This window comes from Sphingobacterium hungaricum (genome assembly GCF_015210005.1).
Classification (GTDB): Bacteria; Bacteroidota; Bacteroidia; order Sphingobacteriales; family Sphingobacteriaceae; genus Sphingobacterium; species Sphingobacterium hungaricum.
The window spans coordinates 202528-217884 of record NZ_MU158698.1 but is presented as its reverse complement, the minus strand read 5'-3'; the positions used below and the strand labels follow the sequence as shown (position 1 = coordinate 217884).

The window sequence follows — 15357 nt, the reverse complement described above, 5'->3', positions numbered from 1 at the left end:
TGGTTATTATTAGAATTCAATATTAAAACCTAGGTTATATGTTCTTGGAACAGGATAACCACTACTTAAATCTCTACCCATACTGGTTACTGCTTCCGGATTTGGACCACTGTATTTCGAGAAAGTAATCACGTTCTCTGTCGATACATACATCCTGAATTGCTGTAAACCAAATCTTCTTACAACATCTTTATCAAAATTGTAGCTCAAGATCAAACTGTTGATTTTGAAATAAGAGCCATCCTCTGCCCATAAGGTCTGATCATATCTAAATGGGCTTACACGGCCACTTCTCGAATAATCATACGGGTAGGGATAAGTTGCTTGATCACCAGGTTTTAACCATACATTCACATCGTCTAATGGCACATACACTTTATTGTCTCCGCCTTGTCCCAACGGGTTATTCATTAGGTTTAAACGTCTTGCTAAAGCATTGTTCAAAATAGTTCTTACGGCAGTATAAGATGCATTAATGGTTAATCCCCATTGTTTGTACATTAAATTTGTATACGCACCACCCGTGAATAAGGGCTGTGAATTACCTGTACGCATATAATCGCGATCGTCCAAAATATAATCTCCATTGCGATCTTCCCAAATCGGATCACCTGCTTGAAAGAATTCGCCATTGGCCATGCGATAACGCAAACCTGTATTTGGATCAACCGGCACATCACTATCATTGGCATAAACACCTTTGTTGATCAATAAATAATTTGATAGGGTAGAGGTTCCTACTCGGAAGATATTATGCTGTCCATTATTGTCAGGATCGAATCGAACAAATTGTCCGCTGTAATGCGAAGGCAATTGAGTCAATATATCTTTGTTGTAAGCCCCATTTACCGAAATTGTCCACTTCAAATTGCTAGTCGGGCGAAGAGGCCTTACCGTAACCGCTAACTCATGTCCAAAATTGGTAATCGCTGCATCATTGGATTGCAGTTTGTTAAAACCGGTTGTGTTATTCAAGAATGCATCGAAAAGTAGGTTGGTAACTTCTTTGTAATAGGTATCATACACAATATCAATTCGGTTGTTTAAGAATGAGAAATCCAAACCTAAGTTATATTGAGACGATGTAGTCGGTTTTAAATTTGGATTAGGAATTAAATCGTAATCGATTCCGATACCTATCAAATTATTGTAAGACCCGTTCAATACATAGCGCCCATAAATCCGGTCTAAGGTACTATTTGGCATGACGTTTACACCCCAGCTCATACGCAATGAAGCAAGTGATAACCAAGAAAGATCTTCTGCCCAAGTTTCATTGTGCGCATTCCAGCGCATACCGATTGCCGGATTCGTCGTGTATAGGTTTTCAAATCCATTTCTGGATGAACCATCCATACGGTAAGATAAATCCAACACATAACGCTTCATGTAATCATATGAACCACCAAAGGCAAAAGACAATGATTTCTCATCAGCAAATCCGCTGATACCTCCACCTCTTGAAGAATATCCATCAAATCCCAACGGTCCTTCAAACTGATCGTTAGGTGTTCTAGCTTGGCGAGTAATCGTATTCAAGCGAGTCACGTCCCTGATTTCATTAAAGAAGTTGAAGAATATATTGTGCTTATCGTTAAAAGACTTGCTGTAGTTAATGGCGTTACGGCTATATAACTGCGTCTCACGTCCTGAAAAAGAATATACTTGAGAAAACTGATTGTTAGCAGCTGCAGGTGTGAATGTATCTTCTGTACTGGAAACAAATTCGTAACTCAAGGTTGTGCTTACACGAAGTCCTGTCAACACTTCATACGAAGCCTCGATAAATGGTTTGATCAATCGAACATTATTATCATTTCTGGTATTGATCGAAGATAAATAACTCGTTGATGAAGAATAGAATGATGGAGGAGGCAAGAGTGTGGATGATTCTCCGCCATTCGCTACGCCTGATTGGAGGATACCTAATCCATCCCCTTTATTCTGTTTACCCAATTGAGCAAATACCTGTCCAACGAATTTAAACTTACGGTCTGGATTATAATCCATTCTTAAGTTCGCAGAATATCGTTCGAAACCTGTGTTTCGGATAATACCTTGTTGATTTAAGTAACCAATGTTTGCTTTGTAAGCTAATTTCTCATTACCACCATCGATATTTAAGTTGTGACTTTGGTTGTAAGTCGTACGGTAATATAGATTTTGCCAATCCGTTGAATTATTGAAATAAGCATTTAAACTATCTGCTAAATGAGGGATTTGAGAAATCTGATCGATTTGTGATTCAAATTCTGCATTATTGATAATTTGTTGGATTTTCATCCAACGTTCTAAATTTCCACCCAAGGTTTCTCTAAGTTTTGGAGGAGTTTGAATAAATGAGTTATGCGTATAGCGAACGCGAGGTACTTCAGATTTTCCGCGCTTAGTGGTTATGATGATTACCCCATATGCAGCCAAAGATCCATACAAAGCAGTTGCTTGCGCATCCTTTAAGATTTCTATGCTTTCAATATCTTCTTGAGGAATCATAGATAGCGGACTGACACCCGGTCCTTGCTGTTCAAATCCAAATTCAGAAGCACGATCAGCATCCAAAGGAACTCCGTCGATTACATAAAGCGGAGAAGTCGGTTGAAGGAATGACTGATCGCCCGATCCAGAAACTGCAATCGAAGATAGCCCACGGATCTGTGTTGTTCCTCTAAAACCCGGCGCTCCAGTGTTAACCTGAATGTTCATTCCGGGAACTTTACCCTGAAGGAGCTGTTCTAGTCCTACTGGAACATCCTGAACCTCATCACGTGTAATGATGGTAGAAGATCCTGTGTTTAATTGTTTCGATCGCGTTGCATATCCGCGGACTACCACCTCACCGATATCGCTATCGGATGAAGTTAAGGTAATGTTTATGTTTGTTTGGCCAGCTTTTACCGTAAAGCGTACGTCATCAAATCCAACAGATTTAAATAGCAAAGTTGCATTTGCCGGAACTGAAACTGTGAAATTTCCATTGTCGTCTGTGGCAGTTAGTTGGCGATAAGGAGTTGCGGTAGAGACACTAACTCCAGAAAGACCGACATTTTTGCTATCGACGACCTTTCCTTTTATAGACGTATTTTGAGCACACAAATCCCATGAGTACAAAGAAAGTACTAGAAATATAATAATTGATTTAATTTGGTTTTCCATGTATAAAATAGTCTTATTGTTCGTCAGCAAATCTTGGATTCTCGTTTCTGAAATGAAATACGATCTCCCAGTTTCCTTCTTGAAAAATTCTAAAATTCAGTCTAAAAATCGATGTGGATCTTGTTCCGCCAAAACCAATTCTGGAATATGAAAATTGTGCTTTTGCATTACCGTTGTCTGTATAAAATGTCGGATAATTCGTTAACGGAATCGGATAGGCTACATCATATTGAACGTATTCGGCCGTTTTGGTCATGTTAAATCCATGTACTAAATTTTCCCATCTAGTTTCATTGAACTTTGCGGGATCAATTGGGTTCTGGTTCTTGTCCAGAAAGACAAAGCGCAATTTGTTTCCAGGTCCTGGTTCAAAGCGTCGGATATATACTACCACATCTTTTTTAAGCGTATTATTTACCAATGGAATGTTTGAGACTTCCCCAACGATATTTTCCATGTAGGTTGGTATAATGTAATCTCTTCTATTAGGGTCTCTAGGACTTAAAGGATCCGGTGCAATTCCTCCAGTATATGGATTGATATCATTGTTTGGTTCATAATCACGTTGCCTCCAAGGAATGAATACAAAATCATTTACGTAGCGGACACCACCAGAATTGGTGATCTTCAGATCGAAAAAGCGCACATCCTGAGTTAATGTTGTACTATCTGTCGGTCTGGGTTCGATTAAATCATTTGTAGCCGTATAATGTAGAATAAATCGACCTGCAGAATCCACTTCAAGAAGAGGTCTGTCTACTTTGACCCTTTTTCTCTCGATTTCTTCAAGGCTTTTTTCTTCACCATCATACATATCAATCCATGTATAAGTAGGTTTAACTTGAAATAAATCAGTTGCTGGGCGTCCATCTCCATACCTGGAATTAATAATTTCAAACTTCAAAGGAAGTGTCGAATTATCTAGGTTGATGGAACCCATGACATTGGTTCTACCCAAAATTGGATAGAATTCCTTACTCGAGTAATTGATGTTTTCGCTGATAAAATCTTTGTCTTCTGGGAGATTATACATTTTTTGACAAGATGATAGGCTAAGCGCTATAATACTTCCAAAAACTAAAGATTTTGACCAATACGTTTTGTTTCTTATGTTGACAATATGTTGCATTATCTGATCTTAATTTAAGTTTATCTTTCTTCAATATTCATTGACCAATCTGCCAATTGGAATACATTTCCACTCCTTAACCGCATGAAGTTGATTCGATAGTATTTGTATGCAGTTGTATTCGCAAACCTGAACACTCGCAACTGGAATCTTGACGCGAATACTTCGGATACTTTCGAATCTAAAGCCACCCATGTCGAACCATCTTGCGAACCTTGCAAACGCCAATCTGTTGGATCTCTATTCGGATCATCATTAGCTGATGTCAAGGTGTAAGCATTCGCTACCTGTGGTTCGGCAAATTGAACTTGTAACCAGAAGTCTCCTGGAATTCCTCCGTATAAATACTTTGTTTCAGGATTTCCGTCAAATACATATTTAGATGCTTCTACCGCATTTGGTCCTCCGCTGTTTTCATTAGAAACTGAGTACGTACCGCCTACAGTTACGAAAAGATTTGGTGGAGGTGGAATGTAAGTCAATCGGCTAACAAATGCATTAAACCCGAATACGTGATCTTGATTCACCACATGAACAATTCCATTGGATGTTTTGATATTGATTGACGCGGTGCTTGTCGTCACCCAATTTCTATAGAATTGACTTCTTTTGGTATCACTGAAATCAATCAATGTCGGCCCTCCGCCTTGATATCCTGATGAACTTGTTAGATGAAGTTTAGCATGCATTGGATAATTGTATTTAAAATCCCTCATTGCAATTCCATCTTGACGTTGCATAGAATCAGTAGGCAGAACTCCTCTGATAATATATTGCGAAGCCATCGTGTCTAAATGTTCATATTGAATACTCGACAAAAATTCAATAGGTTGTTCCGCTAATTTCCTCGTGTTGTTCAAATTTTCAATAGCCAATCGGAAACTCTGGTTGGAAGGAGCGAAGAGCGTGATTGCGCTATCGTTCAGAATTTCTTGCAGTCCAACTCGATCGATCACTTGAATCAAGGAATCAAATACCCCGGGCTGGCTTTTTAAATATTCGTAAACTGTTCCGTTGTATTCAACAGACTTTATTTGCTGATCATAAAACCCTCCATCTTTTGCACAACTCATGCAAAAAAATAGGCTGACCAATAAAATGATATAATTCGTATTTTTCATGAGAACGGTATTATTTCCAATAATCATTTTGAACAATTTTTTTGTTTTGATTGCGAATGTCTTTCGAAATCGGCCAATAGATTCCGCCAGATTGAATGAGGTTCACAAAATCCGGATCATTGTTTTTTATACGATTGTAGCGAACCAAATCGTACCAGCGATGACCTTCGCCCATCAGCTCGCGCTGACGCTCTAAGAAAATCGCATCAATTAAATCTCCGTTGACAGCCTGTGTGTATTTTTCCAATCCTCTGCGTTCGCGAATTTCATCCAACAATAAAATTGCACCATTGCTTTCGCCCAAAGCAGCTAAGGCCTCAGCACGAAGCAAAGTCACATCTTCTAGTCGAGTAATGATAGTCGCGCTGCTAAAGATTCTAAATGTAGGATCAGCGATACCACCCTGAATGCATTTTATTTTACTAAAGATTGGATAGCGTCCATTGAAATTTCTAAAGTAGTTTTCGGTCACCGGGTTGCCCAAAGTATCAATGCTGAATCGTTCATCGGACATTTCGTCAAAAACATCCAAAATGACTTCTTTTGGCAAATACATGTCTGGAACTGTTTTGTCAACAACAGGAGCAGCCAAAGTCAGCTCTTCGATATGTCCTGTGAATGAAGATTCTACGTGTCCCCAATCATAGTTGAAGCCTAGAAGGTGGTTGATATTTTTGTTAAAGAAAAACCCATTCGCATTCGTCAGTGTACTTGTAGAAATATAGCCAATGCTCGCTTTAGAATAATTGTCTAAAACAAATTTGGAGTAAGCAGCGGCATCTGCATAATTACTTTGCCAAGCTGCAACGTGCGCTAAAATTGCATAGGCAGTGACTTTACGAACTAATGCACCATCCCATCTTCCGCTATTTTCGTTGTAATAATCTCCCTGTTGCTGTTCGTCATTTGCACTGTATCTGTAAGGAAGCTTTTCGCCAGCCGCCAAAAGCTCTTGCTCGACCCAAGCCAATATTTTATTTCCATCCTCTTTTGGCATGTCTTCAAAATTACCTTCACGAGATGACGCAATTAATGGCACATCTCCCCAGATTCTAACCATGTAGAAATAAGCAAAGGCTCTTAAAAATCTTGCCTGCGCAATATCCACTTCCATGGTGTTTTCAGTGTAGCGATTATCCGCTGCACGAATTTCATGTATACGTTCCAGAAACGTATTAGCAGAATTCACTACAGCATACCATCTTCTCCAATTTGATAATGCTTCTAAAGCAGGGTAGGAGGCATTCAGGTCATTCCGACCAATGGCTTTTAAATCCTGACGATTGGGACTGATAAATTCTCCCGTACGCATTTCTCCATAAAGCCAATGCGCGTTGTAATCACCTAATGCTGCTTTTGTCAATGCGTAAACCCCTAGAATAGATGCTCGAGCATCCTCTAGTGATGTCCATTTATTTTTCTCTGATACTAATCGTGTTGAATCTACATCCAACATACTAGAACAACTACTCGACGTAATCAAAACCACAAAGAATAGAACAATTTTATTTTTCATCTTCTTCAATATTATAATCCTAGTTTAAATCCAATTGTGTATGTTTTAGGAATGATGTGGCTGTTTCCATTATCATAACCTAAGAAGTTAACCAACTCAGGATCTCTGCCCGAATAAGGTGTTATTGTAAATAAATTATTCGCTGTTACATATAAGTACAGGCTTGCTCCTTCATTTAAGAAAGAAAGCATCTTGTCTGTCATTTTGTAACCCAGAGAAACTGTTCTTAACTTTAAGAAAGAAGCGTTTTCTAAGAATAAATCCTGATCGGTTTGGTAGGCGTTCACTGAGCTCCAAGGATTATAGATTGGATACTTAGAATAATCGCCTCTCTTTTCCCAATACGTGATTTCTTTAATGGCACTTAAATCTTTTGAACCTTCATTGTTGATGAAATTGAAACGATTGGACATTTCTTGATTCACCACCTGACGGCCTAAGTTGAAAAACAAGTTCACATTTAAGTCCCAGTTTTTATAGTTTACCGTATGGTACCAATTCCCTGAAACTTTTGGCATAATATTGCCCATCAATTGCCTGTCGTCTTCATTGATTTGCTGGTCATTATTTGCATCTTTCCATATCGGATCTCCAGCTTTCATCGTGATGCCGTTGTAAGCCAATTTTTTGCCGTCAAATTCAGGAACGTCTGCATCGGTTAAGTAAATTCCTTGGTTTTCGAACAGCCAAAATTTATCGATTCTTTCTCCGACTTTTAATAATCTTCCGTCAATAACCAATTCATCAAGGCCATTTGGCAATGCAGTTAATTTATTGCTGTTGAACGAGAAGTTCAATCCAGATTTCCAGTATAATTCTTTTGAATTATTCTCGATGATATTACCTCCAAAGGAAATATCAATTCCTGAATTTTGAACGCTCATGCCTGCTGAATGCATGTATCTGTATCCATATTCAGAAAGAGAAGGGATAGGAATTAACTGGTTTTTAGTTTCTTTTAAGTAAACGTCAACCGAAGCATATAAACCGCGTTTTTCCCAGGATGCGTCAATGCCTAAATTTGCCTGATCTGAATATGCCCAAGGAATATCATAGCCCACCCAGCCACTTTCGTAAGGTCTCGTCAATACAGCAAATCCGTTATAACCTGGAACAGTTACGTTTCCAGTGAATCCAACTTGTGCGGTGTAGTTTGGTCCCTGAGAAAAATCATCATATTGATTAAGAACGCCAATTCGTCCTGCACTTGCTCTTAGGTTAAGTCCTTGTAAGCTTGAGTTGTCTTTTAAAAGATCTTCTTTAATATTCCATCCCAATGAAACTACAGGTGTAAATAACCAACGCGCAAGCGGTTGTGCATTTGATGATCCGTCATATCTCAATAAAACTGAAGCGGTGTATTTCTTATCATAATTGTATGTTCCCTGTGTGTGGAACGATACCAGGTTATGACGCGTGCGGTCTAAGTATTTGTAAACTAACTGACGAGGAAATGCTGTTGGATTTAGGTAATTTGGGTTGTCACCATTTCTTGGATCATTGTCTAACAGGTTCACTTTTATAAAATCGTTTACACCTTTATAAGCATATGCATAATTGTATTTATGTGCGTCCCATTGTAATTTTCCTCCAGCCTCTACATAAAATGTATTCTTGTCATCAATCATCCAGTCGTATGAGGCAACGTTGTCAAAAATTAAGCGCTGGTTAAATCCATAGTAATTGGATGCGAAACTATTGGATTCCATCAATGGTCTCGAATAAAAAACATCTCTGTAACTTTCGTTGTAATCTAATGCAATGCGGGATTGGAACCTGAATTTTTCAAATTCAAATTTTAGGTTTACATATCCTTCAACAATATTTGAGAAATTATCGTCAAAACTGTTGTCGTACTGAGCTAAATAGCTGTCATATATTTCTTTGTTAGGTGCTAAAGGAGCGCTTAGATCGGGGAAATAAGACATCATCGCATAACGGCTGCTTAAATTCCTGTTGCGGTCTCTGTCTAATCTATTTCCATTAATCATGGACGAAAACGTCAACCATTTAACCGGTTTAAGATTTAGCAAAAAGCGAGCATTGTAACGTTCAACCTGAGTTTGATCAGCGATTCCAGAGTTCTTAATATTTCCTAAAGCAAATTGGAAGTTCGCACGAGGGCCACCGCCAGAGATATTTCCGTTAATGCCATGCTGAAAGGAAGTTTTATAATAACTATCGGACCAATTTGAAACTCCGTAATAGGCATTGTTCAATGAATCTCCTAAATACACAGGGTAGTTATCATCATCTGAATACTTACCGTTTGTGGTGTATAGATCATAAAATTGCTTCCTGAAATTATTTTCGTAACTGCCATTGATTGTAGTCACTGATGGTCTTTGAACAAAACCGGAGAACGCATTCAAGCTGATGCGGCGGTCATTGTTTTCTACATTCCGTTTCGATGTGATTTCAATCACACCATTCGCGGCCATTGGACCATAAATGGCCATGGTCGAAAGGTCTTTTAGAACCCGAATGGATTCGATGTTGTCGATGTCAATATTCGCCAACAAATTGTTCTCGGTTCCGATTCTTTCCAAATCATAGGATTGGATCATGTAAGAGAATGGGTGTTCTCCAATTAATGGAATTCCATCCAATACAACCAAAGGCTGTGATTGGTAACTGTCTTTCTTAGAAAGCAAAGGACGAGAAATACCGCGGATGAACATGTGTTGGTTCGTGCCCGGTTCGCCTGTGGATTCAAAAACAGTTAATCCTGCTTTTTCGGCTTTTAGAAGTTGTTGTAAACTAATAAATGGAGATAAAGAAATATCTTTCAGTGATCGTTCAGAAATTGGCTGAGGCTTGTCCGTAAATATTTTTTTATCAATAAATACGACAGTATCCACAAATGCTCCCGATGGATCGACTTCGTTTTCGATATCCTTTTCTAAAGAAGTGCTGTCCTGCTGAAGAACAAACAAAGTACTAGCATTAACATCATTAACTATTAATTGAAAACATAAACTTATTGAAAATAAGGATAGGACATAAAATAGCTTACGAAAGTTAATTAAAAACTTTAATTGCATAACAAATGGTTACAATGAAAAAATGGTTATAATTCGTAGCGACAGTATGCGAAGAGCATAGCGTCAAAAAATCTATTTGCTAAATGGATTTAGTTGTGTTGATTGGAAAATTTACTCATAATAATTCGTTCTTTATCAGGTTAAGTTTTAAAATTAAGTTAATTCAGTTTATAGTTATTGAGAGCAAGATACAGTTAATAAATTAAAATCAAAATAAAATTTAACATTTATTTTGATTTTAATTTAAGTTAGTTAATCAAAACTATTATTTAGTTCGCAGAATAAAAAAGCTCTTCATGTAGAAGAGCTAAATTGATTCGTTAAATATGTTCTGTGGCTATTTAAAATTTCCAAGCTAAGATCCTGGAGATCTTATTTCCTTGAGCCATAGGAATGATCGTCACTTTTTTTGCCTTGTTGTATTCCAAAACGGAGATCAGCGGTTTTAAGTTTGCTTTGTCCGCAACTAATGACGTACACCAACCCAATTGGTCTTTGTACTTCATGCTTTCGTAAATCATATTCCTGATAAAAGCGCGTTCGCCACCCTCATACCACAATTCGTTCGGATGCCCGCCAAAGTTTTGCTGAGGCAATGCTTCTTTTGATTTATTGAGGTTGTTGAATTTTTTTGTGGTGCTGGTCCAATTGTCTTCTCTTGATTTGTAAAATGGCGGATTGCAAATCACCGCTGTAAAGTTGTCTGACTTTTCTAAAACACCATCAAACATTTTTGTTTTATCGGGCTGTAGCCTAAAGCTGATCTGTTTTTTCAACCAAGCATTTTTGCTGATATTTTGCTGCGCAAAATGTAAAGCTGCTGCATCGATATCCGTTCCGACAAAATCCCATGCATATTCCTGTGCGCCTAAAATCGGATAAATTGCGCTAGCACCTGTACCAATATCTAAAATCTTTACCGTTTTTCCTGTCGGAATTTCTTCGTCATTATCAGAGGCTAATAAATCAGCCAAGTAATGAATATAATCCACACGCCCTGGAATAGGAGGGCAGAGGTTGTTTTTGCCGATTTCCCAAAAGGTAATGTTGTAATGCTTCTTTAGTAGGGATTTGTTTAAACTAAGAACAGCTTCTGGATTTGAAAAGTCTATCGTTTGATTCCCATAATCGTTAACAAAAACGAAAGGTTTGAGTTCTTCGTTCTTTCTTAACAATGTCGAAAAATCATACCCATTTCTATGTTTATTTCTCGGATGTAATTTCTTATCCACTAAATTGCTATCGTTCATTTTTCTGTAATATCTCCAAATATACCATTAAGCAATAGCAATTCGGAACAAATTGCACGCAATATTTGTATTTAGTGTCTGATGTGAGGGGCGAATTTCTCTAGAAACAAAAAATGCGAAGACCTTTAAGGCTTCGCATTTCCATTAAAATAAGACTTCTAATTATTCAAAATATTCTTTAATCCGTTCGAAAAATGATTTCTCGCTTTTTCCGGGTTGAGGTTTAAAATTAACCGAAGTTTTTAGTTTTTCCAATAATGAACGTTCTTCAGCTGAAACAGCTTTCGGTGTCCAAATGTTCACATACACCAACTGGTCTCCCTTGTGGTACGAATTGACTTCAGGCACACCTTTGCCTTTTAAACGCAATATTTTACCAGCTTGGGTTCCTGGGTCGATTTTTATTTTAGCTTTACCATCAATTGTTGGAACTTCTATGCTTGTACCCAAAGCAGCATCTGCGAAATTGATGTACAAATCATAAATTACATTGATGCCATCGCGTTTCAGCGATTCGTGGACAACTTCTTCGACAAGAATAATTAGGTCGCCCGGTATTCCGCCATGCGGAGCCGCATTTCCTTTTCCGCTCATCGACAATTGCATGCCTTCGCTGACACCTGCCGGAATGTTGATAGAAATAGTTTCTTCTCCACGAACCAAACCATCGCCTTTACAAACTGTACATTTCGCGGTGATTTCAACACCTTGACCATTACACGTAGGACAAGTGCTGGTTGTTTGCATTTGGCCTAAAATCGTATTGGTGACGCGTCTTACCGAACCCGAACCTTGACAAGTGCTACATGTGTGGTAAGAAGATTTATCTTTTGCTCCAGTTCCATCACAAGTTTCACAGGCAACTTGCTTGTTGACTTTTATTTTTTTCTCAACTCCTTTAGCGATTTCTTCTAAAGTAAGTTTCACTTTGATGCGTAAATTGGTTCCTTTTTGAACACGTCGGCCATTTCCTCTGGAAGACCTGCCTCCGCCAAAAAATCCTTCGAAAGGACTTCCGCCACCAAAAATATCTCCGAACTGACTGAAGATATCATCCATGTTCATATTTCCGCCGCCGAATCCAGAAGCTGAATTGCCAGAATGGCCGAATTGGTCATAGCGCTGACGTTTCTCTGGGTTGCTTAAGATTTCATAAGCTTCTGCCGCTTCTTTAAATTTATCTTCAGCAGCTTTGTCATCCGGGTTTTTATCGGGATGATATTTTATTGCCAATTTTCTATAGGCTGTTTTTATCTCTGCTCCATCCGAAGACCGAGTAACACCTAAAATATCATAGTAATCTCTTTTCGACATTTATTCTCCTTATTGACCGATAATAACTTTGGCAAATCGAACAACTTTGTCATTCAAAAAATATCCTTTCTCAAGCACATCCACCACTTTATTCTTTAAATCTTCTGAAGGAGCCGGAGTTGTTGTGATGGCCTCTTGATATTCTGCATCAAAAGGTTGTCCCAAAACGTCCATTTCTTTCAGACCTTGTTGTTCTAATGTTTTTCTAAATTTATTATTTACTAAATCAATGCCTTCTTTTACAGATTCCACGCTCGGCGAATTCTCCATTGAAGCAAGCGCGCGGTCGAAATCATCAAGCACAGGCAATAATTTTGCAATCACTTCTTTTCCCGCAGATTGAATTAAATCTACTTTTTCTCTTGAAGTTCTTTTTTTGTAATTGTCAAATTCAGCGAACAAACGAGCATATTTGTCATTTGCTTCGTCTAATTGTTTTTGTAGTTGTTCTTCAGTCGAAATTTCTTCGGCTGAATTTGCTTCATTCAAATTCTCTTCTGTATGATTATTTTCGTCTTGAAAATCCTTTTCGCTCATAATTAACTGTTAAAGTAAAATATACTATATAAAATATTAAACATCAATTTGTCTGTTCAAACTTTCTGCCAATAGCAAAAACACCGACAAGCTGTCAGTTTATTTTTTTGGAATAGAACAATATGTCTTAAATAACAAAACTTGTCAGTACAGGGTTTAGATACTTACATTGTCATACAGCACGCCATCTGCCGTTTTGATAATGCGGGCTGGCATGTTTTTGATGATTTGGTAATCGTGCGTTGCCATCAAAACAGCAGTTCCTGCAGAGGCAATGTCTTTTAACAACAAAACGATTTCTTCTGAGGTGGAAGGGTCTAAGTTTCCAGTCGGCTCATCGGCAAGAATAATTTCAGGGTTATTCAATAATGCTCGCGCAATGACGACACGTTGCTGTTCACCACCGGATAATTCATGAGGCATTTTCTTTAATTTCGAACGAAGGCCTACTTTCTCAAGCACATCCAGCATTCTGTTCTCAATCAATGATTTCTCTTTCCAGCCAGTCGCGCGCAATGCGAATTCCAGGTTTTTCTCTACCGTGCGGTCATTTAACAAATGAAAATCCTGAAAAACAATGCCCAATTTTCTGCGCAAATAAGGAACATCGTTTTCGTGCAATTTTTTCAAATCAAAACCAGCGACAACTCCTTCTCCTGAAGAAATGTACAGGTCGCCGTAAATAATTTTTAGCAAACTACTCTTACCAGTTCCTGATTGTCCGATTAAATATAAAAATTCTCCTTGTTCAATATCTAAGTTCACGTTGGACAATACCAAATGCTTTTGTTGGTAAATATCTACGTTCTTAAGCTTAATAACTGTGTTTTGAGCCATTGTAATTATATTTCAATTTTTTTTATTTCGCCAAATGGCAATTCCCTAACCAATTCCATAATGTATTCGGCTTTGTCAGCCAATCCGATTTTATCCAAGGATTTGTCAGGTCGGTCTACTCGAAAATATGCCAGTAGTGTAAACGCATCATCACGTAATTGAACGTAATCCGGGATTTTAGCGACACCTTTTACTTTTATAATGTACATCGAGTGACAAAGTTAAAATTTTTTAATAAACACCTACGGTTTATTAACGTATCATTTTCGTATTTATTGATTGGCAAATAAAAAAGCCAATGTGTCAACATCGTCTGCGTAATCGGTCAGTGATGGTTTTTGGCTTTCTCCGAATGCAAACTGAGCAACGGACGTGTCTAAAGGAATGTGGCTAACCAAGCATTGAAGCTGATTGCTTTGCTCGTTTATTGTATCGACCACCTGATTGATGTCTTCATATTCTTCAAAATAAACAACAGCCAAAGGAGAGGACGTACGTTCATCTTTTTTCAAGATTAAAAATCCATTATCATAATGTTCATCTCTATTAATCAGGTAGATGGATTTGTTGTAATCGTAATTATTTGAATACTTGTAATGATTTCGTATCGGAGAAAATGATTCAACCCCTTCAAAAAATTGAGAAATCTCATAGTTTTTAGGGACGAATAATTTAGAAACCGAACGACAGCCTAATCCGAAATAATCAAAAATATCGTGACCCAAACCAGTTAATTCTTCAGCAGTTTCATTTCCGCTTAATACAGCGACTGAATTTCTATTCTTTCGGATGATATGTGGTTTTTTGCCAAAATAATAGTCGAAATAACGAGAACTATTGTCACTTCCTGTCGCAATAATCAAATCGAAATTGGCGAGCTTCTCGGTAATGTCAATTTTATCTTTAAACTCAGGTTCGATTTCAATTAACTTATTTAACACAAAGCTCGTAAGCCCTGCATCATCTGACGATAATTTGATGGAAGCCGTAAATCCAGCGATTAAAACAGCCAATACATCGTTAAAGCCAACAAGCGGAATATTTCCAGCTAGAATTAGTCCAACGCGTTTTGAAGAATCAATGTCTGGATAGTTTGCTAACCAAGATGTTAGTTTTTCTTCGGCAAGATTTGAAGCTAAGGCTTCGAATTGTTGTTTAATATATTCTTCAGTATACCAAGGATTTATATGGGTGGCTTTTTTTACTAAATCAGGTTGATGTTCTGTTACGGAATTTAAAAAAGTTCCTAATTCTGTAAAAGCTTGTATTCGTTTGTTCTGTGTCAAAATCTTTTTATTTAGAATAAATCTGATAGAATTTTGCGTTATCTTTGCAAAGTCAAAGTAAATAATATACGACCATTTTTATAGAATAAATTTTATTTCTTCGTGTATTTGCTCGTTAAATAGTAACTTTGAGTTTACAAAATTAGTTTATTTATTAGATTGTAAGGATA

11 protein-coding genes are annotated in these 15357 nt (G+C 37.7%); all 11 read right to left on the bottom strand.

All coding sequences use genetic code 11. The features are described from left to right. Nucleotides 1–9 precede the first annotated feature (9 nt). Nucleotides 10–3153 (bottom strand): SusC/RagA family TonB-linked outer membrane protein, encoded by a 3144-nt coding sequence (locus tag C4F49_RS04080; RefSeq protein WP_196934607.1) that lies wholly within the window; start codon nt 3151–3153, stop codon nt 10–12. Nucleotides 3154–3166: 13 nt separating this feature from the next. Continuing rightward, complete coding sequence (locus C4F49_RS04075) at nt 3167–4186, bottom strand: DUF5007 domain-containing protein (RefSeq protein ID WP_231388200.1); 1020 nt, start codon at nt 4184–4186, stop codon at nt 3167–3169. A 116-nt stretch (nt 4187–4302) separates the two neighbouring features. After that, nucleotides 4303–5403: a fasciclin domain-containing protein gene (locus C4F49_RS04070; protein ID WP_196934605.1), complete on the bottom strand. Its 1101-nt coding sequence runs from the start codon at nt 5401–5403 to the stop codon at nt 4303–4305. A gap of 10 nt (nt 5404–5413) precedes the next feature. Further along, on the bottom strand, nt 5414–6919 hold the full coding sequence (locus tag C4F49_RS04065; RefSeq protein ID WP_196934604.1) for a RagB/SusD family nutrient uptake outer membrane protein: 1506 nt from the start codon (nt 6917–6919) through the stop codon (nt 5414–5416). Between the two features lie 11 nt (nt 6920–6930). Then, complete coding sequence (locus tag C4F49_RS04060) at nt 6931–9855, bottom strand: SusC/RagA family TonB-linked outer membrane protein (RefSeq protein ID WP_231388199.1); 2925 nt, start codon at nt 9853–9855, stop codon at nt 6931–6933. A 449-nt stretch (nt 9856–10304) separates the two neighbouring features. Continuing rightward, nucleotides 10305–11213, bottom strand: a complete 909-nt coding sequence (gene rlmF, locus C4F49_RS04055; RefSeq protein WP_196934602.1) for a 23S rRNA (adenine(1618)-N(6))-methyltransferase RlmF — start codon at nt 11211–11213, stop codon at nt 10305–10307. Nucleotides 11214–11375: 162 nt separating this feature from the next. Continuing rightward, nucleotides 11376–12527, bottom strand: a complete 1152-nt coding sequence (gene dnaJ, locus C4F49_RS04050; RefSeq protein WP_196934601.1) for a molecular chaperone DnaJ — start codon at nt 12525–12527, stop codon at nt 11376–11378. Between the two features lie 9 nt (nt 12528–12536). Then, complete coding sequence (locus tag C4F49_RS04045; RefSeq protein WP_196934600.1) at nt 12537–13064, bottom strand: nucleotide exchange factor GrpE; 528 nt, start codon at nt 13062–13064, stop codon at nt 12537–12539. Nucleotides 13065–13220: 156 nt separating this feature from the next. Beyond that, nucleotides 13221–13901: a cell division ATP-binding protein FtsE gene (locus tag C4F49_RS04040; protein ID WP_196934599.1), complete on the bottom strand. Its 681-nt coding sequence runs from the start codon at nt 13899–13901 to the stop codon at nt 13221–13223. 5 nt (nt 13902–13906) lie between these two features. Further along, entirely contained in the window at nt 13907–14110 is a 204-nt protein-coding gene (locus tag C4F49_RS04035) for a fructose-6-phosphate aldolase (RefSeq protein WP_196934598.1), read from the bottom strand. Between the two features lie 63 nt (nt 14111–14173). After that, entirely contained in the window at nt 14174–15187 is a 1014-nt protein-coding gene (locus C4F49_RS04030) for an acyl-CoA reductase (protein ID WP_196934597.1), read from the bottom strand. Nucleotides 15188–15357 lie beyond the last annotated feature (170 nt).